The sequence below is a fragment of the Rhizobium sp. NPDC090279 genome (assembly GCF_044769665.1).
Taxonomy (GTDB): Bacteria; Pseudomonadota; Alphaproteobacteria; order Rhizobiales; family Rhizobiaceae; genus Rhizobium.
Window position 1 is genome coordinate 393,004 of the sequence record NZ_JBIVYI010000006.1, and the last position, 22,690, is coordinate 415,693.

Below are 22,690 nucleotides of genomic sequence, written 5' to 3' on the forward strand. Positions count from 1 at the left end.
TGGCCGCCCCGCGGCCAGCGGCGCTAAACGCAGGCGGGCTGCATCTTCATCACATCCTCCAGAAGTGCCGCCATGTCAGGGACACCATCCGTTGCCGTCGCTCCTCTGAGGCAATGGGCGGCAGCAGCATGGGCAACGGCGCAGATCCTCTCGACGGGCCAATTCTCATGCAGGCCGTAGAGCACTGCGGCGCAGAAGGCATCGCCGGCGCCGACCGTGCTGACGATCTCTGCCGGATCGACCGGTCGGGAACGTGAAAGGATCGGCCTGGTCCCCGGCGCAAACCAGAAGCAGATTTCAGGGGCGTGAATGATTGCCCCCTTGGCGACACCCGCCGCCAGCAATCGCTCGCCGGCCGTCAGAAGCGCCGCTTCAATCAGCTCCCCGTTCGGGTCCCGCACGAACACCCCGGTTGCGCGCCCTGCCTCTATCTCGTTGATGACGAGGAAATCGCAGTATGGCAGCGCCGCGCCGACTTTCACCGCGAACTCCGGATCTTCGCTCGACACGAAATCGACGCAGGTAGTCAGGCCGGCATTGCGGGCGGCCTCCAGCAGGCGCGATGCCCCCGATCGGCCATCCGCATCGATGACATCGAGACCGGGGAGCAACATCAGATAGCCGAGATAGAACAGCCGGTAGCCGGAGCCTGCGAAGAACTCCGGCGAGACGAGCGCATCCGACACAGCATCATTGGCACCACCATGATAGAAGAACGTGCGGTTCTGCCCCGGCACATTCATGACATGGGTATGCGCCGTCGCATGGTCGGGAAGCTCCCGCAACCCGCTGACATCGATGCCGGCGCCTCGCAGGCGTGTCTTGACGATCTCGCCATCGGTGTCCGTGCCGATGCAGCCAGCCGCCGAAAGCTTTCCTGAAAAACCGAGCGAGGCGAGATCGGTGACGACATTGGCAGCCCCACCGCCAACGCCAACGTCCTGATGCTGGATATAGGCGAGATTACCCTGCTCCGGCCAGTAGGACAGTGTGTGTACGCGATCAACGATGAAGTTTCCCGCGCAGACGATGCCTCCCTTGTCTTTCCTTTCGCTGCCGCGAACCTCCTCCCCGGTTCGCATCAGCTACCTGCCTCGTTCCACAAGGGTCTCAGCGGCGGTTCGTCCTCCTCGATCGCGGCGAAGCGCCCGATCGGCTCCAGAAAGTAATTATCGCTATTGTCGTCGTTGACCTGGCTGACCTCGCCGACGAAGACAGGCCCGCCACCCTTGCGGCCGTGGAAGCGATGATAGAGCCCGGTGTGGATCGTCACGCTCTGGCCGGGTGAAAGAACCAGCGGCTCCCATGGGCCAAGCTTTCTCGGCAAGCCATCCACCGGAACGGTCACATCGTCCTGCAGCACATTGCCTCCGGCATCGGTCGCGGCAAATTCGATCACGAGATCGCCGCCGGCCCTGTTGATGATATCTTCCATCTTGGCTTGATGGCGATGGGTCGGCGTTACCTGCCCTTCCTCGACGAACAGCAGCTTCTCGGCATAGGTGCGCTCGCCCTCGGCGCCGATGATGCCGTTGCGCAAGCAAAACAGCACGAGACCGCATTCGGCAAATCGACCTGAGCCGAAGTCCGTGACATCCCATCCCAGCTGATGGCTACGCAGATAGCGTGCCGCTTCCGGATTGGCGGCAAAATCCGCCGCGGTCCAGTGGCCCCACTCCGGCAGCGACCATCGCCACTGTTCAAGGGTCTTGCTTGCGCGTCGCAGTGCTTCATTGATCTCCGAGCGCTTCATCGGGCGGCCACTCCTTCATACTCGACCGGCACCACGATATTCTCGCGGCCGGATCTGAGTGCTGCCGTCAGCACCGCGTGGTGAGCCTCCGCCTCCTCCGGCGTGGCGCAGGCAAAGCCGTTGGCGTTTCCGCCGGCCAGTTCATCGACAAAGGCCGCCCACATCTGCTGGATGGCATCGGCGAAGCCGAATTCGAAGATCCTGCCTGTTATCGCCGGGAAGAGCGAGCCGTATCCCAGATCCTCGGTGCTCCAGGCCTGCGCACCGCCATTATAATCCATCCACTGCCATTGCCTCGGCGACTTGGTGGTGAAGAAGGCACTCTTCCTCATGCCGAGGATGCGAATGTACCAGGTATTGGCCTCTCCCGGTGCGATACGCCAGGTCTTCAGCACCATCGGAAAATCCTGGTCGCCGGCGCTGACGCGTGTGCTGATCGTTGCATTATCCCAGGTCGTGCAAGGCGCCATGCCGCCCTTTCCGTCGGGGCGCTCGGTGATCTTTTTGACCAGCTGCGCATGCAAGGTCTGCGGACGCCAGCCAAGCCGCAGGGGCACATGCAGCACATGCATGCCGAGATCGCCCATGCAGCCATAGTCGCCGTTGATCTCGGCCATGCGCTTCCAGTTGATCGGCTTTTGCGTGTCTATGTCGGACGAGTGCAGGAAGCCGGCCTCGACTTCAAGGATATCGCCCATCTCGCCGCTTTCGGCGAGCGCGATGACTTTCTGTGCCCCGGGAAAGAACGGCATTTCCGACGAGCAGCGAACAAGAAGCTTGGGGTTTTCGGCAATAGCCTGCATGATTTCACGGTTCTGCGCCGCATCCATACCAAACGGCTTTTCGCCGAGCAGATGCTTTCCGGCCTTCAGAATATCGATATAGAACTGCTGGTGCAGCACATGCGGCACGGCGCAATAAACGGCATCGACATCGGGATTGGCGAGCAGCTCCTTGTAGTCGCCGGTGAACTGCCGGATCGACGGCACATTGCCCTTGAACCAGTCGAGAAGCGCCGCATTGGTGTCACAGACGGCAACGATTTCCGGCCGCGCCCTCGTGTCGGCCAGATGCAGCCAGCGCGCGGCGGCGCTCGCGAATTCACGCCCCATCAGGCCGCAGCCGATGACGCCGAAGCGGAATACTCTTTTCATATGTCCTCCTCCCAGGATGCGTCAGGCGAGATGCCGCGAGGCGTCTTCGACCGAAGCCTCGTCATGAACGATCGCCATGAGCGCACGTGTCATGCCAGCGGGATTGTTGTGCTGAATGACGTTGCGGCCGTAAACGATGCCGCGGGCGCCCTGCTCCATCAACTGTTTCGTGCGGGTCAGGATCTCCCGATCCGACACGCGACCTCCGCCACGCACCAGGACCGGCAGTCCTTGGGCGATCTCGATGACACGATGATAGTCCTCGACATTATCGCACGGGTCGGCCTTGATGATGTCGGCTCCCAATTCGGCCGCCTGGCGCACCAGCGGCAGGATCTTGTCGATCGCGCCATCGACCATGTAGGCGCCCCTCGAATTGTCCTGCATGACCAGCGGCTCGACCATGAGCGGCATGCCGTAGATCTCGCATTCGCGCTTGAGGCTGTTCACGTTGCGCACGCAGGCGCGGTAGACCTCCGGCTGGTCCGGCAGCATCAGCAGATTGACGACGACGCAGGCGGCATCGAGCGTGACCGCCTGCTCGGCGCCCCGGTCGATCATCTCGGAAAACAGCGCCGAGGGCAGCGGATTGCCGTAGATATTGGCGATGTCCGTCCGCAGCACCAGAGCCGGACGATGCTTGCCGGGGATCGCCTGCAAAATGGGCGCGGTGCCCGGCGGAAGCTGGATGGCATCGGGCGCGGCATTCGCAATCACCTTGATCGCCGTCCGCATATCCTCGATGCCGGCCAGGAAGGTCCGCTCATTGAACATGCCGTGATCGATGGCGACGTCGAAGCAATTACCGGACACGCCAAACAGGCGGTTGAGCCGCGCGGATTTCATCGATTTCCTCCCAATGTGGTAACGTTTCCACATTCAGATTAATGGACGCCGCATTCGAGTCAAGACGGGCGTGGATCGTTTCCACGCCCGTCTTGCATATTGGAAGAAGGTTGCGAGGCAGGCGCTTCAAAGCGAAGGCTGGCGGCCGTCCGAAGGAGCGCAATCGGCATTTGCCCCACGACATGTCGAGATCGAAGGGCAGAGCCTTTAATGGAAGCTGACTTAACCGTGACCGGTTTCCGTTCCCTGGATTGCGGAAAGCGTCCAGTCGGCACCCGGCTTGCGCACGAAGGTCCAGAGCTCGGTCGTCTCCGAAGGATTGCGATCGTCGCCGTCGACCAGCTTTCCGGTTGCGCGATCGACCATCGCGTCGATGCTCGAATAGTGCATCGCAAGCGTTGCATATTCGGCATTGTCCTCACGCCAGGCTTCGGCAATATCGCCCTGCAGCAACCGGACGTCGGAAACGCTGTTGCGCACGCCATCCGTGGCGTTTTCGCCGAGCTCTTCGGCAAGATAGGACATCGCTTCCGGCGTGGTCAGCCTGCGGATCGTCGCGTAATCCTCGGTACCGTAAGCCGTTTGGATTTCGGTGAGAAGGTGCTCGAAGCGGTCGAGATCCGCCTGTTGCAGCCCGATCTCGTCATTGGCCTGCCGTGCCTTCTGCGCAGCCGCGGCTCCACCGCCGATGGACGGTATGGAGAAGGAGGGACGCGTGGAAGCACCCGCATTGTTCATGGCATTCATGTTAAAGGATGCGCCCGGCCCGGGTGAGGCATATTGCGTGCGCTGACGGTTTGCGAAGAAGCGCATAGCAAAGCTTATCAGCAGCACGATCAGACCGATCTGCAGCAGCATGCCGAGGAAGCCGAAGCCGCCGCCGAAACCATGGCCGAGCATCATACCGAGAAGACCGCCGGCGATCAGACCGCCGATCATCGATCCGCCGAAGCCACCGAAGAGGCCAGGACGCTGCGGTGCGCCAAGCGGCGGCTGGGTCGTGGTCTGCTGCGGCCGCTGCGTCATCGTCCGATCGATAGGCGCAGCCTGCGTGGGGGCCGTCCTCGTTATGGCTGGGGTATCGAAAGTGCGCGTGCCGCGGCTTCCGAATCCGCTCGAGCCTGCCCGACGCGCATCGGCGGCATCAAAGGTCGCTAAAGACGAAGCGGCGGCAAGGACGACGATGGCTGCGATCTTGGCAAAACGCGGTACTGCACTCAGCATTGGCTCTCCTGTCATTGGGCAGAAAAATGGTTTCCGCCCATATATGGGAACGCCAGGTTGCGATTGTAAGTTGGCAGATAGTCAAATTTCAATCCTGAGCACGTCGAGACCCGCTCCGATCGGTCATAGGTGCTCCTAGCGCTCGTCGAGCTTTTCGAGCAGGCCGTCGTAAACTTCCATCAGCGCATTGGTGATCGCCTGCCCGAGCGCATTGCCGGCCACGCGAACATCATCGTCCGTACCATCACGCGCAGCCTTGGCCAGTTCGAAGCCCTGCTCACTGATGATCTGCTTTGCAACCTCGATGGCCCAGAGCCCGAAGTCGCCGCGAGTGTCTATGTTGATCTCATCTTCCATTGCCTACCCCATCTTTCGTCATGACCAGGCACTATACGCCAGGCCCGCGAAAGGCCAGTCCTGATTGCGCGAATGCGTGGCATCACCCCTCGCCGGAGGCGTGATGGCGGCGCCGATATCGGCCCTTGCAACAGATTCGGGGTGATTCAGGGAGGGGCGCGGTTGCGTCCCGAGGCATCGGCGTACCGCTCCTTGCCTTCCGCGATTACCTGCAAAAGACCTGGAAAATGGCTTCAATGCGTCGGAACCTGTGGAAATACAGGCATTCTCGGCCTTTCCGGCCCGGACTCCAGGTGACAATGGGCATCGGCAATGGAAATGATTCACGTGTCATCAATGCGGGGGAAGCCTCATGACCACCACCAATGAAATCGCAGACCAGATTGCTGCCGACCACAAGCTTACCAAAGTCCAGAGCAAGGCGATTGTCGAAGCCGTCTTTGCAGCCATTACCGGAGCCGCGACATCCGGCACCGAAACCTCGATCCCGGGTTTTGGCAAGTTCAAAGTCAAGGACACGCCGGCGCGCGAAGCACGCAATCCGGGAACGGGCGCAACCATCAAGGTCGCTGCATCGAAGAAGCTCGCCTTTACGCCGGCCAAGGCGCTGAAGGATGCGCTCAACAAGTAATCCCGATCCGGGTCATAAAGGCCCGATTGGTTAAATGGCCGGCTCTATCCGCTAGAGCCGGCCATTTGCGTTTTTCAAACGAAGGCGAGCGGCTCTGCCTGACAGACTTGCGGGCATGACATCGACAAGACTGACTATACCTGGCGGGTCTCGAGGTAAGTCCTCAGCGCCTCGGCTTCATCCGTCTGGATGGCGGAGACGCCTGCATCGATCAGGCGACCCCAAATCGCCGCCGGGTCCTGCAGTGCGGCCGTATCCGTGAAGCCGGCGCAGGAAACGGAATCAAGCGTGTTGACCCACAGGCGTATGCCCGCCTTCTCAAACAGCGCCCTGCGGTCTGCGAGCTGATCCAGACTATCGAAGTAGATTTCGCACAGAAGCGGATTGAGCTGAAATAGAAGATCGAGCTGGCTGTCGGCATCCGTGGCGCCGAGACGGGTCTTGGCCATGAAGAGGACCATCTCTGGCGACACGCTGCCCCGGACCCATGCAAGATCCTCCGGGGTTCTCAGATCGCCCCAGAAATCGACTTGACGATCGACGCCCATGGCGCGGGCGCAGGCGATTACGCCCGGTATCATCTCCCTGCGCTTGACATCGAGGTGCAGGAAAATGCGGCCGCGCGTCAGGTCGAAAACGTCCTTCAGGCTCGGCAGCTTTTCTCCTGTCATTAAGTTCGCCTCGCCGCCATCGCGGTCGCGCAGATGAAAGCTCGACAATTGCCGCAGCGTCAGCCCCTCTGCCTCATGGGCGAGGCCAGCTGTCCGTTCGAGCGTATCGTCGTGCAGCAGGAAAAACTCGCCGTCGCTGCTGCATCGCACGTCGATCTCGACCGCATCATAGCCGGCAGAGATTGCTCGCTCGATCGCAAGCAGGCTGTTTTCCGGCGCGGCGCGCCAGACGCCGCGATGAACGACGATAGCGCAGTCGCGTGCCGGATCGGCGATATAGTCGGCATAATTCATGATACGTCCTCATTCCGCGAGGGATGCGCGCGAATCGTCCGGAACCGGACATCCGCGCCGGGGCGTATCATGGGATTTTGACAGATCTGCAAAGCGCAATGCCGGTTACTGCGGGCGGCATGTGAAAGCAGCGATCGCAGCCGAACAGCTGCGATCGGACGTGACGGGCGGCTTATCCAAGCTGCGCGAGACGCAATCTCAGAAATTCCAATCCTCATCCTCGGTGGCGACGGCCTTGCCGATGACATAGGACGAGCCGGAGCCGGAAAAGAAGTCGTGGTTCTCGTCGGCATTGGGCGACAGCGCCGAAAGGATCGCCGGATTGACCTTGCAAGCCTCGGCAGGGAAAAGCGCCTCGTAGCCAAGGTTCATCAGCGCCTTGTTGGCGTTGTAATGCAGGAACTTCTTGACGTCCTCCGTCAAGCCGACGCCATCATAGAGCGCCTCGGTATATTTTGCCTCATTGTCGTAGAGTTCGAGCAGCAGGTCGAAGGCAAAGTCCTTGACTTCCTGCTTGCGCTCTTCAGACAATGTTTCAATGCCACGCTGGAACTTGTAGCCGATATAGTAGCCATGCACGGCTTCGTCGCGGATGATGAGACGGATCATGTCGGCGGTGTTGGTGAGTTTGGCGCGGCTCGACCAGAACATCGGCAGATAGAAGCCCGAATAGAACAGGAAGCTTTCGAGAAAGACGCTCGCGACCTTTTTCTTCAAGGGATCGCCGGAGGAATACTGCTCCATGATCAGCGTCGACTTCTTCTGGAGGAACTCGTTCTCCTCCGACCAGCGATAGGCGTCGTCGACGTCGGGCGTCAGGCAGAGCGTCGAGAAGATCGACGAATAGGAGCGTGCATGCACGGCCTCCATGAAGGAAATGTTCGACAACACCGCCTCTTCATGCTGCGTGGCGGCATCGGCCATCAGCTTGACGGAACCGACGCCGTTCTGGATCGTATCGAGCAGCGTCAGGCCGGTGAAGACCCGGATGGTGAGCTGTTGCTCCTCCGGCTTCAGCGTCGCCCAGGACTGAATGTCATTCGACAGCGGCACCTTCTCCGGCAGCCAAAAATTGCCGGTCAGGCGGTTCCAGACCTCGAGATCCTTGTCGTCCTCGATACGGTTCCAATTGATGGCGCGAACGCGGCTTGCCGGCTTGAATTGCATATTCATTTTCATGGTCCCTCAAAGGTTCAGAGCGTGCAGGAAACGCAGCCCTGGACCTGCGTGCCTTCGAGCGCCATCTGGCGAAGGCGGATGTAGTAGATGGTCTTGATACCCTTCTTCCAGGCGTAGATCTGCGCCTTGTTGATATCGCGCGTGGTCGCGGTGTCGCGGAAGAACAGCGTCAGCGACAAGCCCTGATCGACATGCTGGGTCGCGGCCGCATAGGTGTCGATGATCTTCTCCGGCCCGATCTCGTAGGCATCCTGATAGTAGTCGAGATTGTCGTTGCTCATGAATGCGGCCGGATAGTAGACGCGGCCGATCTTGCCTTCCTTGCGGATCTCGATCTTCGATACGATCGGATGGATCGAGGAGGTCGAGTGGTTGATATAGGAGATCGAGCCTGTGGGAGGCACGGCCTGCAAGTTCTGGTTATAGAGACCGCCCTTCATCACGGCCTGCTTCAACTGCGCCCAATCTTCCTGTGTCGGGATGGCGATACCAGCCGTTTCGAACAGTTCGGCAACGCGCTCGGTCGCAGGCAACCATGCCTGATCGGTATATTTGTCGAAATAGTCACCTGACGCATATTTAGAGCTCTCGAAGCCCTTGAAGCTCTGTCCGCGTTCGACCGCGAGCAGGTTCGAGGCGCGAATGGCGTGATAGGTGACGGTGTAGAAGTAGATGTTGGTGAAATCGACGCCCTCTTCGGAGCCGTAGAAGATGCGCTCGCGAGCGAGATAGCCGTGCAGGTTCATCTGGCCGAGACCGATGGCGTGGCTGTCGTCATTGCCCCTTTCGATCGAGGGGACGGAGGAGATATGGCTCATGTCGGAGACGGCCGTCAGCGCGCGGATCGACATTTCGATCGTCTTGCCGAAATCGGGGCTGTCCATCGCGGCCGCGATATTGAGCGAGCCGAGATTGCAGGAGATGTCCTTGCCCATATGCTTGTAGGAAAGATCGTCGTTATATTCGCTGGCCTCACTCACCTGCAGGATTTCCGAGCACAGATTGCTCATGGTGATGCGGCCGGCGACCGGATTGGCGCGGTTCACCGTGTCCTCGAACATGATGTAGGGATAGCCACTCTCGAACTGGATTTCGGCGATGACCTGGAAGAATTCGCGCGCCTTGATCTTTTTCTTGCGGATGCGGCTGTCGGCCACCATCTCGCGATACTTTTCCGTCACCGAGATTTCGGTAAACGGCACACCATAAACGCGCTCCACGTCATAGGGCGAGAACAGGTACATGTCCTCGTTGTTCTTCGCGAGCTCGAAGGTGATGTCGGGAATGACGACACCGAGCGACAGCGTCTTGATCCGGATCTTTTCGTCGGCATTTTCGCGCTTGGTATCGAGGAAGCGCATGATGTCGGGATGATGCGCGTTGAGATAAACAGCGCCGGCACCCTGTCTTGCGCCAAGCTGATTGGCGTAGGAGAAGGAATCCTCCAAGAGCTTCATCACAGGAATGATGCCCGACGACTGGTTTTCGATGTGCTTGATCGGCGCGCCGGCCTCGCGGATATTGGTGAGCGACAAGGCCACGCCGCCACCACGCTTAGACAGCTGCAGCGCGGAATTGATGGCCCGGCCGATCGATTCCATATTGTCTTCGACCCGAAGCAGGAAACAGGAGACCAGCTCGCCGCGCTGCTTTTTGCCGGCGTTGAGGAAGGTCGGCGTTGCCGGCTGGAAACGGCCGGAGATGATCTCGTCGACCAGATCGCGCGCAAGCTGCTCGTTGCCGCGCGCCAGCGTCATCGCCACCATGCAGATGCGATCCTCGTAGCGCTCCAGATAGCGCTTACCGTCGAAGGTCTTCAGCGTGTAGCTGGTGTAATATTTGAAGGCGCCGAGGAAGGTCGGAAAACGGAACTTCTTCGCATAGGCATGATCGAAGAGATCGCGCACGAAATTGAAGGAATAATAGTCCAGTACCTCCTGCTCGTAATAGCCCTCCGTCACCAGGTAATCGAGCTTCTCCCGCAGATTATGGAAGAAAACCGTATTCTGGTTGACGTGCTGGAGGAAATATTGCTTGGCCGCCATACGGTCCTTGTCGAGCTGGATCTGTCCCTGCTCGTCGTAGAGATTCAGCATGGCGTTGAGGGCATGATAGTCCAATGCCGTTTCCGTGGCCTTCGCTGGCCGGTCGAGCGTTAGCGTGTCCAAAATCGTTCCAATCCGTGTCTGACATTCACGACATCATCGTCTGTGCCCAGAAGCTCGAACCGATAAAGGTACGGTACCTGGCATTTGGAGGAGACGATGTCGCCGGCGATACCGAAGGTCGCGCCGAAGTTGCTGTTGCCCGCGGCGATCACTCCGCGGATGTTTGAACGGTTATTCGCATCATTGAGGAAGCGGATCACCTGCTTAGGCACGGCACCCTTGCCGCCTTCACCACAATAGGTAGGGACAATGAGAACGTAAGGACGGGCCACTCGAAGCTCTTCTCCGGCGTTGAGAGGAATGCGAGCGGCCGACAAGGCAAGCTTGGTAACGAAGCGATGGGTGTTCTCGGATCTGCTGGAGAAATAGACGATCTCGCCCACCGCCCTGCTCCTCAGGCGAGAGAGCTGATCATGTCAGGGCGGAAACCGGCCCAATGCTGCTCACCTGCAACAACGACCGGAACCTGGCGATAGCCCAGACCCTGAACCAGCTCATAGGCCGCCGCATCGGCCGATACGTCGATGATGGTGTAGTCGATGCCTTGGCGATCGAGGGCGCGGGTCGTGGCGGTGCATTGGACGCAGGCGGGCTTGCTGTAGACGGTGATGCTCATTGGATATCCTCGTATGTGACTGGCATGGAAAATCGTTCGGGCATCGGATGATGCTCGCTTCGCGGGGGTAAAAATGGAGGCAAACCTGGCCGGCAGACGGACGCTTAAGCGACCGTCACTCGCGCGGGTGGCTGTGGATACTCAAGAACATGGACTTCACCCCGAAGTTATTGATGCGGGGTCTTCGAGGAAGCGATGACGGCGATCATGCCGCATGAACCATCGCTCGCCAGCCGGACACCCCGCCCGTGGACGTCATTGCTCAAGGCAGGTCTCCTGGCTCGCGGGTCATTGCATCCGTCTCGCCTTCCCAAGACACATGGCCTCAGTGACTTCATCAAACGAATGCTCACCACTCACAGTTGCGGGGGCAGCTCCGGCTTGGCAATCATCATGCTCGCCGACCGGATTCCCATCTTAGCCTCTAATCCTTGCGAATCAGAAGAACCTCGAACACTATATATAGTATCTTCGGTTAAGATTACGTCAACTGCTCCGATAGCATCAAGCGAATTTCGATGTTGATAAGTTCGGACAACCTCGCCTGACGCCCGCACACCGGGGCTGGACAGGCGCCGTGTTATAATATTACGCTACTTATGTAATGTTATTACATAAAGGATTTTCCATGCCTCGTACAAGTTCTGGTACCCTCCTTGCGGCCTCATCGCTGGCTTGCGCCTTGCTGCTTCCATTTCCATCTTTCGCGGAAGACGAAAACGAGATGGAAAGCTGGCGCCTCTTCGTCGCCGATCACAGCCTGCCGATCGTCCGCGCGATCGATGCAATAAGCGGCAAGGAAATCGGCCGGTTCGAGGTTGACGGCCATGCCGCGCTGTCGCTCAGCCAATCCGGCCGAACAGTCTTTGCCGTGCAGGGCGAAAAGAATGTGGTCCATGCCATTGCGACCGGCGTATCTCTCTCCGATCACGGAGAACACCGCGACATTGAGCTTTCCGAGCCAAAGCTGCTTTCGACATCGATCAAGGGCGAAAAGCCGGGGCACGTGGTGACACACGGCAATGATGTCGCGATCTTCTACGACCGGGACGACAAATTCGACCTCCTGTCCGAGAGTGCCCTTGCAGGAGGCAACCCCGACATCCATGAATTCAAGACGATCGCTGCCCATCATGGCGTTGCCGTACCGATGGGTAACCATCTTCTCGTGTCGGTGCCGAACATGGAGGCTCCCATCAAGGACGGCGAGTTGCCGCCGCGCCTCGGCCTGCGCGTGCTGGACCGAAAGGGGCAGCAAGTCGGCGAGGTCGCGCGTTGCACCGGCCTGCACGGCGAAGCGACATCTGCTCGCCTCGTTGCCTTTGGCTGCGAAGAAGGCGTCCTGATCGCCCGTCCCGGCGGTGTCGACGGCCCGAAGATCGAGATGCTCGCCTATGGCTCGTCCCTGCCCAAGGGCAAGGTCTCGACGTTGCTCGGCGGCACGTCGATGCAATTCTTCCTTGGCAATTACGGCGAACAGAGCGTCGCGCTGATTGATCCCGACAACACCGCCGAACCCTACAAGCTGATCGAATTGCCGACGCGACGCATCGACTTCACCCTCGATCCGGCAAGACCGCAACATGCCTATATTCTTACCGAGGACGGCAATCTTCATCTTCTCGACGTCGTGAAAGGCGAGATCGCGAAGTCAGAGACCATTACCGAACCCTACAGCAAGGACGGTCACTGGCGCGAACCGCGGCCACGCCTCGCCGTCGCCGGCGATCTCATCGCCATCACCGACCCACGCCATAGCCTTGTGCGCATGGTCGACAACCGGTCGCTGAAGGAAGTCCGCAGCATTCCGGTCGAGGGGCAGCCTTTCGCGATCGTGTCGGCAGGCGGATCGGGAGCCGTACACTGAGAGATCTGACATGTCGGCATTGCACAATCGCTGCCCATTCTTACGCGGTAGGTTTTAGACGCACTGTCACCGATCGCTAGAAATGGAGCATTGCCACGGGAGCCGGTTGTTCTGCCGGCTCTCGCATAATTGACCATCTGTGAGAATGCAGCACTCCCGACCTGCGGTTAGTGTCACGCAGCATACGGACGAAGGATGGCTTTCGCGATAGCCTCCAGGCGGAGCTTCAGCTCGTACACCACTGCGCAGATCGCCAATGTGGCAACGGCAATCGGGATAAACGCCGACGCGGACAAGAGCCCCATACGGTTCAATTCGTAGGCGATCAGCAGCATGACGGTCTGATGGAGAACGTAATAAGTGAGAACCGCCCTGTTGAGGTAGCGGATCGTAGCGTTTTCCGATCTGCACCAAATCCTGGCATAGCCGAGAACGGCGACGATCGCGCACCATTGGAATGCGCCGCCGAGAATTCTGCCCGCGGATAGCCGCCACATTTCAGGGGCGCTGGACGGCAGTGTCGGGAACAGGAGCACCAGGGCCAGCGCAGAAGTTAGAGCCAGATACAGCGCCGGCCTGCGCATGTTGACCACGGCATCCCAGTAATCGTCCCGCGTTGCCATCATGACCCCGATCAGGAACGCGGCCATATAGACGGTGTGGCTGTACCAATCGGTCAAAAGATCCAGCGTCGGCGGAAAGACCGGCCGCAAGACGAGCCGCAGCGCGATAAACAGCAAAGCGGGCGTTATCAGCACCCATTTGCCTGTAAGCCAAGGAGCCAGCCGATCTCCCGCATAGGGCAATAGCCACGGCCATGCGGCAACGGCAAGCGTCACGATAACGGTATAACTCCAGAGATAGGCGAGATACCACAGATGCTGCACTCCGACGAGCAGCGTCTGTTCACCGCCCGGCAAGGAAACCGGAGTCAGGGTCACGTAATGCCAAAAGACCTCCGAAAGGCTGATGTGCATCCCCATACTGGCATTCAAAGACACATATATCTGCGGCGGGATCAGAAACAGGATACCGGCAAAAAAGGGCATCAGTAATTGTCTTGTTCGCACGCGCCTCAACGAACCGGGGGACTGCCTCGCCAGCAGGATGCCGGTCACGGCGCCGGAAATGAAAAACAGCAGCGTCATTCGCCACGGATGCGTCAACAGATGAATGACATCGAATGCGGGAGTACTGTCCGGCGCCTTCAGGAGAAAGTTGCTCGAATTGTATATCAGGCTGACGTGATAGACGATCAGCAGCATGAATGCTGCTACCCTGACGAAATCCAGATCGTGCCGACGCGACATCTTTTCCATGATTTAGCGATCATAGATTACAACCGTTAATGGATTGCGTCGGAAAGCGCCTCGGCTCGCCCTTCGAAAGGTTGCCAAGCCGAACCAATCAAACCGCTTAAGCCTCCCGAAGCAACCCAAATTTGCACGCACGTAGCCCTATCCATCAACCAGCGCAGCCATACGGCCTATAGCCGCTGTCCGGCGCCGCATGCGGGAGCTTTCGGGATCGCCGGCGGCCTATCCGCCTTTGAATTTCACGCCTTGCGATCTTCCCCAATCTACCGCCTCTACCGGCAAGTGAACCGCTTGAACGACCCAAGGCGATGCTTGACATCGGGCAATCGGCATTTTATTGATACGTATAACTAATACGTATAAGCAAATGAGAAATGACGAACGGACGAGCAACGCAAAAGGATGTCGCAAGGGCTGTGGGGGTCTCGCAGGCTACCGTTTCCATGGTGCTGAGCGGCGGTGGAGCATCAATCCCGGAAGAGACATGGGCACGCATCACGAAGGCGGCAAAAGACCTCGGTTACGTGCCGAACCGCTTCGCACAAGCGCTCAAAACGAGCCGCTCAATGACCATTGCCTGCATCGTGCCCGACATCACCAACCCGTTCTACCCATCGCTGATCCGCGGCATACAGTCAGTCGCTGACGGCCTGAATTACGATGTCATCACGGTCAATACCGATGGCACCCCGGAGCGTGAGCGCCATTTTCTCGACTGGGCAAGGCAAGGGCGCGTCGACGGCGTGATCGGCGTGTTCTTCACGCTGAAGGCCAAGGATTTCAATCCGCTGGTTGAGGCCGGCGTTCCCATAGTCAGAATTGAATCATCCAAGAAGCGCGGCGGCGAGATTCCGGTTGACGATATCTATGTCGACAGCCGGGCGGCAGCGCAGACAGTGACCGAATATCTGCTTGGCCTTGGCCATACGCGCATCGCACTTGTCGCAGGCCGCGGCGGCCCCCAAGCACACCGCATAGAGGGCTATCGTAAGGCGCTCGCAAAGCTCGGCCATCCCGATCACGTCGTCATCGACGACGAATTTTCCGAAATGGGCGGTATTCGCGCGGCCGAAACTATCCTTGGCGGCGATTTCAAACCAACCGCCATCTTCGCCGCCAACGACCTGATGGCGATCGGGGTCATGCAGTCGCTTCGCGAGCGCCGCATTCGCATCCCCGAGGATATTGCCGTCGTCGGGTTCGATGACATTTCCGCCGCCAAGCTTGTCACCCCGACGCTGACGACGGTCGCACAGTTTCAATGGAAAATGGGAGAACGCGCGGCGCAGACCCTGATGGACCGGCTGCGTGGGGAGAAGACTGGTGGAGGCACAGCCGTAGAGATGCCGTTTGACCTCATTGTCAGAGGCTCGACGAACAACGAATAAAACAAATTGGAGGAACAAACCTATGCGCAGACGTACAGTTTTGAAAGCCGGCCTCGGCCTCGCCGCCTTGCCGCTCATGTCCCGCCTTGCATTCGCGGCGGATCAAAAGCCCGTATCCTTCTGGTATGAATCCGCGTCGCCGGAGAACCAGGACAACCTCAAGAACATCCTGATCGATCCCTTCAATGCGGCTCATCCCGAGGAGCTCCTGAGCATCGACTTTCGCGGCTCCGATCTCGACAAGCAGTTACGCATCGCCATGCTCGCCGGCACGGGTCCCGATGTCGTCTTCACGGGTGGCCCGAGCTATGTTGCCGCGATGGCCCAGGCCGGTCAGCTCTTGCAGCTCGACGACTACGCCAAGAAATATGGATGGAACGAACGGCTGCTGCCGCTCTTCCTCGATCTCGGCCGTTACAACGGTAAGCTTTACGCGCTGGCGAAGACCTACGAGACGCTTGGCCTCTTCTACAACAAGACATTGTTCGACCAGAATAAATGGAAAGTGCCGGCGACGATCCCCGATTTCGAAGCCCTCGCAGACGAGATGAAGGCCAAGGGCCTCACTCCTTTCGGGGCTGGCAATGCCGACTGGCGCCCGGCCAATGAGCACTATGTCTCGATTGCCCTCAACTCGATCGCAGGACCCGAAAATGTCTACAAGGCGCTGACCGGCGCTATTCCATGGACCGATCCCGCCTTCGTCCACTCGATCGACAAGCTCGCGGAGTGGTGGGACAAGGGCTATTTCGGCGAGAACTACTTCTCCCTGACGCTGGAACAAGCCTTCGCGCAGATCGCAACCGGCCAAGCCGGCATGGCGCCGACCGGAACATGGAGCTTCACCAACGTCCAGACCTATTTCCCGCAGAACAATGCGGAGCCCGGCTTCGTCGGCTTCCCAAGCGAGAAGGGCGATCCGATCTTCGCGCTCGGCATCGGCTCCACATTGTCGATCAACGCCAAGTCAGGCAACGCCGATGGCGCCGCCGCCGTTCTCGACTACATGTTCACGGACGACTATTACAGCAAGATGAACTCCGCCTGGCAGGGTGAATGGAACCTGCCGCTTGTGGATCTTTCCAAGGTCAAGCTTTCCGACAAGGTTCTGCCGCTCTACGAGACGGCGATGAAGGAACTCGCCGCGGCGGTCGGCGCCGGCAAATACGGCTACACGACCTGGACCTTCCTGCCGCCCGCCACGGACACTTATCTGGTCAGCGGCATGGAGGAGGTCTGGCTCAAGAAGACGACTTCGGCCGACTTCCTCAAGAAGCTGGACGAGACCTTTAAGCAGGAACGCGATGCCGGCAAGGCGCCCGCCGTTCCGGCCCGCATCTGATCTGGTCACAGGGCGGCGGAGCGAACGCCGCCCTCCCCCGGAGGATAATATGCACCGACTTTTTCTCGTTCCCACGATGGTCATCAACATTGCCATCGTCCTCGTGCCCGCGTTGCTGACAGTGGCGCTCGCCTTCTGTAACTGGGACGGCATCTCCTCGCCCACCTTTGCGGGCCTCGACAATTTTCGCGCGCTCGCCGCCGATCGCGTCTTCTGGCTGGCGCTCGGCAACAACATCATCTGGACGCTGGTCTTCCTGATCGTGCCGATCCTCATGGGATTGCTGGCCGCTTCGATGCTGCTGATCGTGCGTCGCGGCAGCAACTTTTTTCAGGTCGTCTACTTCATACCCGTCGTCATCGCCACGGCGATCACGGCCCGCATTTGGCAGGGCATGATCTACAGCCCGGTGACCGGCGTCTTCGGCCTCCTCAAGAAATACGGACTGCCGATCCCCAATCCGCTGTCCCAGCCGCCAATTGCTCTCTTCGGTGTCGCGACCGTCGATCTCTGGCACTGGTGGGGCTTTCTCTGCGTCATCTTCTTCGCTGCACTCCGGCAGGTGCCGCAGGAGCAAATCGAGGCCGCCCGTATCGAAGGCGCGACCTATTATCAGATGATGCGCTACGTGTTGCTGCCGGGCATCCGGCCGACTATCACGCTGATGATGATCATGAGCGTCATCTGGTCGTTCCTCGCCTTCGACTTCGTCTACATCCTGACCCAGGGTGGCCCTGCCTTCTCAAGCGAACTGCTTTCGACGCTCGCCTATCGCAAGGCATTTTATGACCTGAACGTCGGCCAGGCCGCGGCCGCAGCATTGGTCATCAGCCTGTTCGGACTGGTCGGCACATTCTTCTATGTTCGCATCCAAACCAAGGAGGGCGAGCAATGAGGCTCGTGGAAAGCCGCCTGACCCTCTGGGTCTGCTACACCCTTCTCGCCATCTTCGGCTTCATTGCGCTCTTCCCGATCGCACTTCTGGTGTTGAATTCGCTGAAGCCGGCCGCGCAGATCGTCCAGAATCCGCTCGGATTGCCGCAGCCGATCCGCTGGCAGAATTTCGCCAACGCCTGGGACCACGCGAAATTCTCGAAGACTTTCGTCAATTCGCTGATCGTATCCGGCACAACGATCGCGCTCGTCTGCACGACGTCGTCGCTGACCGCCTACGTCGTCGCGCGCCGCAAGATCAAAAGCTGGAAGATTTTCACATTCTATCTGTTGGCGACCACCACGGCGCCGATCCAGCTCTACATCTTCCCGCTCTATTTCGGTTTCGCCAAGCTTGGCCTGATCAACAACGTCTTCGGCGTGGCGCTGATCTATACGGCACTTTACAGCCCCTTCGCCGTGATGTTGCTCAGAACCTATTTCATCGCGGTTCCAAAGGAACTCGAAGAGGCGGCGATCGTCGACGGCGCTACGAGCTGGCAGGTCTTCTGGCGGGTAATGCTGCCGATCGTCTCGCCGGGCATCCTCACCGTGGCGCTGATCATCGGGTTGAATTCCTGGAACGAGTTCCTGATCGCCACGACTTTCCTGCAGAAGCAGGAGAACATGACGGCCGTCATCGCCTTCTTCCTTCTGTCCGGCCAGTACAGCTCCGACTGGGGCGAGATCATGGCCGCAGCCCTCATCATCGTCGTGCCCGTCGTGACGCTCTTTGTCTTCATGCAGAAGCGCTTCATCGAAGGCATGGCCGGCGGTTCCGTCAAAGGCTGAACGATTTTCCAACTATTATGGAGTGAGCAATGCAGCTTCCGAACGACTATCTCGAACGCGTCTATGCCGGCGTCCTGGGCAAGCTCATCGGCGTCTATCTGGGCCGCCCTTTCGAGGGATGGACCTATCAGAAGATCATGGAAGAGCTCGGCCCGATCGAATACTACGTACATGAACGCCTGAACCAGCCGCTCGTCGTCACCGACGACGATGTGGCCGGCACCTTCACCTTTGTCCGCGCTCTTGAAGACTACGGCATCAAGCCGAACCTCTCTGCCGAAGAAATCGGCAAGGCCTGGCTCAACTACATCGTCGAGGAACGGGCGATCCTCTGGTGGGGCGGCAACGGCAATTCGACCGAACACACAGCCTGGCTGAACCTCAAGAAAGGCGTGCCTGCCCCGCATTCCGGTTCGATCGCCACCAACGGCCAAGGGGTAGCCGAGCAGATCGGCGCCCAGATCTTCATCGACGGCTGGGCCATGGTCGCTCCCGGCCAGCCGGAACTCGCAGCCAAATTAGCCGAGCAGGCCGGCAAGGTCAGCCATGACGGCGAGTCCGTCTATGCCGCCATGCTTTGGGCCGCCATGGAGGCCGAGGCTTTCGTCGCCTCTGATATTGATCATCTGATCGATATCGGGCTGAAGCAGATCCCGAGCGACAGCCAGATCGCCAGGCTGATCGCCGACATACGGACCTGGCACAAGGCCCATCCCGATTGGCGCGACACGCGTCAGAAGATCCAGGATCATTACGGCTACGACAAATATCCGGGCAATTGCCATATCATGCCCAACCACGCCCTGATGATCATGACGGTGCTCTATGCACCGCACGATTTCCAGAAGGCCCAGATGATCGTCAACACGTCGGGCTGGGATACAGACTGCAATGCCGGCAATGTCGGTTGCCTGCTCGGCATCATGAACGGGCTCGATGGACTTGCAGAAGGTCCGGATTTCCGCGGCCCAATCGCCGACCGCCTGCTGATCTCGTCAGCCGACGGCGGCAATTCCATCAACGACGCCGTCCGTCAGGCTTATTTCCTGACCAATCTGGGCCTTCAGCTTGCCGGCCACCAGTCGCTCATCGCGCCAAAGAACGGTGCGCAATTCCATTTCTCGCTCCCCGGCAGCCAGCAGGGCTTCCGCGCGCAGACCGGATTGGGCATCGCAACGGGTGTACGCATCGGCAACGTGGAATTCGAAGGCAGCCGCGCGCTGGCCGTCTACTACGAAGCGCTCGGCCCGGCCCAAAGCGCCGTGGTGACGACGCCGACCTTCTCGCCGCGCGAAATGCTCGACATGCGGACCTATGACCTCATGGCGACGCCTCTGCTCTATTCCGGGCAAACGGTGAAGGCGAGGATCAAGGGCGACGCGCAGAATCTCGGTGCGATCGAAGCCCGACTACGCATACGGGTCTATGACGGGCGCGACGAACTCAGCGACATCGACGCGCCGGCAGTCGTCGTCCAGCCCGGCGGCGAAACGGTCCTCGAATGGACCCTTCCCGACACGGGCGGCCAGCCGATCGCGGAGCTCGGCCTTGTCGTGACCGGCACCGGCAGACGCGCCGATGGCCGTTTGCTCGTCGACTATCTGCGCTGGGACGGCACGCCGAACCTGAAGCTCAAGCGTCCGGCCGGCGACGGCGATTTCTGGCGCATGGCCTGGGTCAACGGCGCAAGCTTCTTCTCCAAGCGCTTCCCGGCCGCCTTCCGCATCGCGCAGAATCGCGGCGAAGGCATCATAATTCATGGCACCCGTCAGTGGACGGATTACCAGGCCTCCAGCCAGGTGATGATCCATCTCGGCAATTACGGTGGCCTTGCCGTCCGGGCACAGGGTCTGCGCCGCTACTACGGCGCACGCGTTACGCGCGACGGCAAGATGCAGATCGTCAAGGTGCGTGACGAGGATACGAAGGTGCTTGCCGAAGCCGAATTCAAGACCGAGTTCGACAAGAATATCGCCATGAAGGTCTCGGCGCAGGGTGCGCGTATCACCTTCGAGGCCGATGGTATCTCGGTGACGGCGGAGGACACCTCCGCCGACGCCTTCCATGATGGCGGCGTCGGCCTGCTCGTCCATGAAGGCGCCTTGTCGTCGAACGAGATCCGGATCGGAGGAGTATGATGGCAACAGTCACCATCGACAAGGTGCGCAAGGCCTATGGCGCCGTGGAAGTTCTCCACGGCGTCTCCGCCGACATCGCCGACGGCGAATTCGTGGTCCTCGTGGGGCCGTCGGGCTGCGGCAAGTCCACGCTGCTCAGAATGATTGCCGGCCTTGAAGACATCACAGGCGGCTCGATCGGCATCGGCGGCCGCGTCGTCAACGATCTGCCTCCCAAGCAGCGCGACATATCCATGGTCTTCCAGAATTATGCGCTTTATCCGCATATGACGGTTGCCGAGAACATGGCCTTTTCGCTCACTCTCGCCGGCGCACCGAAGGAGGAAAAGCAGAAACGCGTGGCACATGCGGCGCAAATTCTCGGCCTCACCGAGCTGCTCGGGCGGTATCCGCGCCAGCTTTCCGGCGGTCAGCGCCAGCGCGTCGCCATGGGTCGCTCGATCGTCCGGAATCCGCAGGTCTTCCTGTTCGACGAGCCTCTGTCCAACCTCGATGCGAAGCTGCGCGTCGCCATGCGCGCCGAGATCAAGAGCCTTCACCGCCGCCTCGCGACGACGACGATCTACGTCACCCACGACCAGGTCGAGGCGATGACCATGGCCGACCGCATCGTGGTCATGAACGGCGGCCATATCGAGCAGATCGGCCGGCCGCTCGAGCTCTATGACAATCCGCAAAGCACGTTCGTGGCCGCCTTCATCGGCTCTCCGGCGATGAACCTCCTGAACGGGTGCTTCGACAGCGACGGCGGTCGGCCGGTCTTCAAGACGAAGGACGACATCCTATTGCCCCTGCCCGACGATGCGCCAAAGCTCGTTGGCGTCGAAGGAGTCTACGGCATCCGACCGGAGTATTTCACTTTGTCGCAGACGAATGTCGGCATTCCGGCGCGCGTCGTAGTGGTCGAGCCGCTTGGTTCGGAAACGCATGTGACGGCAACCGTCGGCGAACAGACGATCGTGACAGTCTTCCACGACCGGCTCGATATGGAACCGGAAGAGACAATCTGGCTGCAACCGCGGACGGAACGCATCTGCCTGTTCGATGCAGGCGGGCGACGGATGACCGCCAAAGCCGTCGAACGAAATCTGCAGCACTCGTGAGGCAAAAGCGCCGCCGCAAGGCGGCGCATCACTCGCTGCTGCCTAGCGAAACCAGTCGAGACAGCTTTCTATCAGTTGACCGGTCCGGCCACGCCGGTTCTGACAGCCATATCGGCGAGACTGACATCGAGCGTCGCCGGGTCGATCGACTGGCGCACTTTCAGCAGCATCTCGCCGAGATCTCCCATCATCTCGCGAACGAATTTCTCGGTGCGGGCGCGGTCTCCCGAGACGATGAAGCGGAGCAGCGAAATATGGCTCTCGACCGTCGTCTCCATCGGCGCGCCGGGACCGAGATAGGTATGATAGATCCAGCCGGTACGGCGATAGAGCGTCTGGAGCGGGATGAGCGTGTTCGCCAGAAGCGGCTCTCCGGATGCTGTGAGGATTGCCCCGTTCAGCAGCCGGTCGGTGACGTTGAAACGCTCAAGGCTGAGGTCCGCCTTGGATGCCTCCAGATCCGTGATGAAGGTTCTGAGGATCTTGTGATCCTGAGGGGTTGCTCGCTCGCTCGCCAGCCCGCAGGCAATCGCCTCCATCTCCGTGCGCAAGGGAAGCAATGTCCTCTCCTGCGCCAGATTGACTGGCGCGATCCGCAGGCCCGAGCGTGGGCTGACGTGAATGAGCTGGTTTGCCGAGAGGCGCTTGACCGCATCGTGAACCGGCGTGCGACCAAGGCCAGATTGCTGCTGCAACTGCTGGATTGTGTAGCGCGCACCCGGCAACAGCTCCGTCGAAACGATCATGCCCTCGAGGCGATCATAGGCTTCCTCAGACAGGCTCCGGGGCTGCTTTTCTTTCTTCGTCATCACGCTGTCGATCTTTTCTCGCCCGGACTAACCGTCGCTTTCCACAACCGATCCGCTGAGATCGGCATTGACTTTCGGCTGCATATATCAAAATTATTGCCTCATGTGA

At 59.7% G+C, this 22,690-nt stretch carries 21 protein-coding genes and 1 riboswitch; of the genes, 8 read left to right on the forward strand and 13 right to left on the reverse strand.

Annotated features, from left to right (window positions below):
• Window positions 1-23 precede the first annotated feature (23 nt).
• The 6 genes from ACIQWP_RS17565 to ACIQWP_RS17590 form a co-directional block, all read right to left on the reverse strand.
• Complete coding sequence (locus ACIQWP_RS17565) at window positions 24-1,082, reverse strand: carbohydrate kinase family protein (protein WP_402789573.1); 1,059 nt, start codon at window positions 1,080-1,082, stop codon at window positions 24-26.
• The gene (locus ACIQWP_RS17570) at window positions 1,082-1,753 is read right to left on the reverse strand and encodes a D-lyxose/D-mannose family sugar isomerase (protein ID WP_402789576.1); all 672 of its coding nucleotides are present in this window, start codon (window positions 1,751-1,753) and stop codon (window positions 1,082-1,084) included. The genes ACIQWP_RS17565 and ACIQWP_RS17570 overlap by 1 nt, the downstream gene beginning before the upstream one ends.
• Window positions 1,750-2,907 carry a Gfo/Idh/MocA family protein gene (locus ACIQWP_RS17575; RefSeq protein ID WP_402789578.1) on the reverse strand — a complete coding sequence of 386 codons (1,158 nt, stop codon included), beginning with the start codon at window positions 2,905-2,907 and terminating at the stop codon, window positions 1,750-1,752. Before ACIQWP_RS17575 ends, ACIQWP_RS17570 begins: the two co-directional genes overlap by 4 nt.
• Window positions 2,908-2,928: 21 nt before the next feature.
• The gene (locus ACIQWP_RS17580; protein WP_402789581.1) at window positions 2,929-3,753 is read right to left on the reverse strand and encodes a class I fructose-bisphosphate aldolase; all 825 of its coding nucleotides are present in this window, start codon (window positions 3,751-3,753) and stop codon (window positions 2,929-2,931) included.
• 222 nt (window positions 3,754-3,975) lie between these two features.
• Window positions 3,976-4,977 carry a Tim44 domain-containing protein gene (locus ACIQWP_RS17585; RefSeq protein ID WP_402789584.1) on the reverse strand — a complete coding sequence of 334 codons (1,002 nt, stop codon included), beginning with the start codon at window positions 4,975-4,977 and terminating at the stop codon, window positions 3,976-3,978.
• A gap of 135 nt (window positions 4,978-5,112) precedes the next feature.
• On the reverse strand, window positions 5,113-5,334 hold the full coding sequence (locus ACIQWP_RS17590; RefSeq protein ID WP_402789587.1) for a hypothetical protein: 222 nt from the start codon (window positions 5,332-5,334) through the stop codon (window positions 5,113-5,115).
• A 352-nt stretch (window positions 5,335-5,686) separates the two neighbouring features.
• Here ACIQWP_RS17590 and ACIQWP_RS17595 point away from each other — a divergent pair, with 352 nt between their 5' ends.
• Window positions 5,687-5,965, forward strand: coding sequence for an HU family DNA-binding protein (locus ACIQWP_RS17595; RefSeq protein WP_402789589.1), 279 nt, complete (start codon window positions 5,687-5,689; stop codon window positions 5,963-5,965).
• 134 nt (window positions 5,966-6,099) lie between these two features.
• Here ACIQWP_RS17595 and ACIQWP_RS17600 read toward each other — a convergent pair whose 3' ends face one another.
• The 5 genes from ACIQWP_RS17600 to nrdH all read right to left on the reverse strand — a co-directional run bounded on the left by ACIQWP_RS17600 (window position 6,100) and on the right by nrdH (window position 10,893).
• Window positions 6,100-6,930 (reverse strand): glycerophosphodiester phosphodiesterase family protein, encoded by an 831-nt coding sequence (locus tag ACIQWP_RS17600; RefSeq protein WP_402789592.1) that lies wholly within the window; start codon window positions 6,928-6,930, stop codon window positions 6,100-6,102.
• 198 nt (window positions 6,931-7,128) lie between these two features.
• Window positions 7,129-8,103 carry a class 1b ribonucleoside-diphosphate reductase subunit beta gene (gene nrdF / locus ACIQWP_RS17605; protein WP_402789595.1) on the reverse strand — a complete coding sequence of 325 codons (975 nt, stop codon included), beginning with the start codon at window positions 8,101-8,103 and terminating at the stop codon, window positions 7,129-7,131.
• A 20-nt stretch (window positions 8,104-8,123) separates the two neighbouring features.
• On the reverse strand, window positions 8,124-10,277 hold the full coding sequence (gene nrdE, locus ACIQWP_RS17610; protein WP_402789598.1) for a class 1b ribonucleoside-diphosphate reductase subunit alpha: 2,154 nt from the start codon (window positions 10,275-10,277) through the stop codon (window positions 8,124-8,126).
• Window positions 10,265-10,660 carry a class Ib ribonucleoside-diphosphate reductase assembly flavoprotein NrdI gene (gene nrdI / locus ACIQWP_RS17615; protein ID WP_402789601.1) on the reverse strand — a complete coding sequence of 132 codons (396 nt, stop codon included), beginning with the start codon at window positions 10,658-10,660 and terminating at the stop codon, window positions 10,265-10,267. Before nrdI ends, nrdE begins: the two co-directional genes overlap by 13 nt.
• A gap of 11 nt (window positions 10,661-10,671) precedes the next feature.
• The gene (nrdH, locus tag ACIQWP_RS17620; RefSeq protein ID WP_402789604.1) at window positions 10,672-10,893 is read right to left on the reverse strand and encodes a glutaredoxin-like protein NrdH; all 222 of its coding nucleotides are present in this window, start codon (window positions 10,891-10,893) and stop codon (window positions 10,672-10,674) included.
• Between the two features lie 248 nt (window positions 10,894-11,141).
• Window positions 11,142-11,360: riboswitch (cobalamin riboswitch) on the reverse strand.
• Window positions 11,361-11,521: 161 nt separating this feature from the next.
• Here nrdH and ACIQWP_RS17625 point away from each other — a divergent pair.
• Window positions 11,522-12,760 carry a hypothetical protein gene (locus ACIQWP_RS17625; RefSeq protein ID WP_402789607.1) on the forward strand — a complete coding sequence of 413 codons (1,239 nt, stop codon included), beginning with the start codon at window positions 11,522-11,524 and terminating at the stop codon, window positions 12,758-12,760.
• Window positions 12,761-12,933: 173 nt separating this feature from the next.
• Here the strand turns inward: ACIQWP_RS17625 and ACIQWP_RS17630 are convergent, their stop codons facing one another.
• Entirely contained in the window at window positions 12,934-14,079 is a 1,146-nt protein-coding gene (locus tag ACIQWP_RS17630) for an acyltransferase family protein (protein ID WP_402789610.1), read from the reverse strand.
• A gap of 371 nt (window positions 14,080-14,450) precedes the next feature.
• On the opposite strand from ACIQWP_RS17630, the gene ACIQWP_RS17635 reads away from it, so the two are divergent.
• The 6 genes from ACIQWP_RS17635 to ACIQWP_RS17660 are packed head-to-tail and all read left to right on the forward strand — an operon-like array spanning window position 14,451 to window position 21,772.
• Window positions 14,451-15,464, forward strand: coding sequence for a LacI family DNA-binding transcriptional regulator (locus ACIQWP_RS17635; RefSeq protein ID WP_402789613.1), 1,014 nt, complete (start codon window positions 14,451-14,453; stop codon window positions 15,462-15,464).
• 22 nt (window positions 15,465-15,486) lie between these two features.
• Window positions 15,487-16,806, forward strand: coding sequence for an ABC transporter substrate-binding protein (locus tag ACIQWP_RS17640; RefSeq protein WP_402789617.1), 1,320 nt, complete (start codon window positions 15,487-15,489; stop codon window positions 16,804-16,806).
• A gap of 49 nt (window positions 16,807-16,855) precedes the next feature.
• On the forward strand, window positions 16,856-17,701 hold the full coding sequence (locus tag ACIQWP_RS17645) for a carbohydrate ABC transporter permease (protein WP_402789620.1): 846 nt from the start codon (window positions 16,856-16,858) through the stop codon (window positions 17,699-17,701).
• Window positions 17,698-18,531 carry a carbohydrate ABC transporter permease gene (locus tag ACIQWP_RS17650; RefSeq protein WP_402789623.1) on the forward strand — a complete coding sequence of 278 codons (834 nt, stop codon included), beginning with the start codon at window positions 17,698-17,700 and terminating at the stop codon, window positions 18,529-18,531. The genes ACIQWP_RS17645 and ACIQWP_RS17650 overlap by 4 nt, the downstream gene beginning before the upstream one ends.
• Window positions 18,532-18,560: 29 nt before the next feature.
• Window positions 18,561-20,669: an ADP-ribosylglycohydrolase family protein gene (locus ACIQWP_RS17655; RefSeq protein WP_402789626.1), complete on the forward strand. Its 2,109-nt coding sequence runs from the start codon at window positions 18,561-18,563 to the stop codon at window positions 20,667-20,669.
• A complete protein-coding gene (locus ACIQWP_RS17660) occupies window positions 20,669-21,772 on the forward strand; it encodes an ABC transporter ATP-binding protein (protein WP_402789629.1) in 1,104 nt (367 codons plus the stop codon). Before ACIQWP_RS17655 ends, ACIQWP_RS17660 begins: the two co-directional genes overlap by 1 nt.
• 71 nt (window positions 21,773-21,843) lie before the next feature.
• Here the strand turns inward: ACIQWP_RS17660 and ACIQWP_RS17665 are convergent, their stop codons facing one another.
• On the reverse strand, window positions 21,844-22,581 hold the full coding sequence (locus tag ACIQWP_RS17665; protein ID WP_402789632.1) for a GntR family transcriptional regulator: 738 nt from the start codon (window positions 22,579-22,581) through the stop codon (window positions 21,844-21,846).
• Window positions 22,582-22,690 lie beyond the last annotated feature (109 nt).

Coding starts and splice junctions, on each gene's coding strand:
- ACIQWP_RS17565 (WP_402789573.1), bottom strand. CDS start 1,082: ATGCGAACCGGGGAGGAGGTTCGCGGCAGCGAAAGGAAAGACAAGGGA.
- ACIQWP_RS17570 (WP_402789576.1), bottom strand. CDS start 1,753: ATGAAGCGCTCGGAGATCAATGAAGCACTGCGACGCGCAAGCAAGACC.
- ACIQWP_RS17575 (WP_402789578.1), bottom strand. CDS start 2,907: ATGAAAAGAGTATTCCGCTTCGGCGTCATCGGCTGCGGCCTGATGGGG.
- ACIQWP_RS17580 (WP_402789581.1), bottom strand. CDS start 3,753: ATGAAATCCGCGCGGCTCAACCGCCTGTTTGGCGTGTCCGGTAATTGC.
- ACIQWP_RS17585 (WP_402789584.1), bottom strand. CDS start 4,977: ATGCTGAGTGCAGTACCGCGTTTTGCCAAGATCGCAGCCATCGTCGTC.
- ACIQWP_RS17590 (WP_402789587.1), bottom strand. CDS start 5,334: ATGGAAGATGAGATCAACATAGACACTCGCGGCGACTTCGGGCTCTGG.
- ACIQWP_RS17595 (WP_402789589.1), top strand. CDS start 5,687: ATGACCACCACCAATGAAATCGCAGACCAGATTGCTGCCGACCACAAG.
- ACIQWP_RS17600 (WP_402789592.1), bottom strand. CDS start 6,930: ATGAATTATGCCGACTATATCGCCGATCCGGCACGCGACTGCGCTATC.
- nrdF (WP_402789595.1), bottom strand. CDS start 8,103: ATGAATATGCAATTCAAGCCGGCAAGCCGCGTTCGCGCCATCAATTGG.
- nrdH (WP_402789604.1), bottom strand. CDS start 10,893: ATGAGCATCACCGTCTACAGCAAGCCCGCCTGCGTCCAATGCACCGCC.
- ACIQWP_RS17625 (WP_402789607.1), top strand. CDS start 11,522: ATGCCTCGTACAAGTTCTGGTACCCTCCTTGCGGCCTCATCGCTGGCT.
- ACIQWP_RS17630 (WP_402789610.1), bottom strand. CDS start 14,079: ATGGAAAAGATGTCGCGTCGGCACGATCTGGATTTCGTCAGGGTAGCA.
- ACIQWP_RS17635 (WP_402789613.1), top strand. CDS start 14,451: ATGACGAACGGACGAGCAACGCAAAAGGATGTCGCAAGGGCTGTGGGG.
- ACIQWP_RS17640 (WP_402789617.1), top strand. CDS start 15,487: ATGCGCAGACGTACAGTTTTGAAAGCCGGCCTCGGCCTCGCCGCCTTG.
- ACIQWP_RS17645 (WP_402789620.1), top strand. CDS start 16,856: ATGCACCGACTTTTTCTCGTTCCCACGATGGTCATCAACATTGCCATC.
- ACIQWP_RS17650 (WP_402789623.1), top strand. CDS start 17,698: ATGAGGCTCGTGGAAAGCCGCCTGACCCTCTGGGTCTGCTACACCCTT.
- ACIQWP_RS17655 (WP_402789626.1), top strand. CDS start 18,561: ATGCAGCTTCCGAACGACTATCTCGAACGCGTCTATGCCGGCGTCCTG.
- ACIQWP_RS17660 (WP_402789629.1), top strand. CDS start 20,669: ATGGCAACAGTCACCATCGACAAGGTGCGCAAGGCCTATGGCGCCGTG.
- ACIQWP_RS17665 (WP_402789632.1), bottom strand. CDS start 22,581: ATGACGAAGAAAGAAAAGCAGCCCCGGAGCCTGTCTGAGGAAGCCTAT.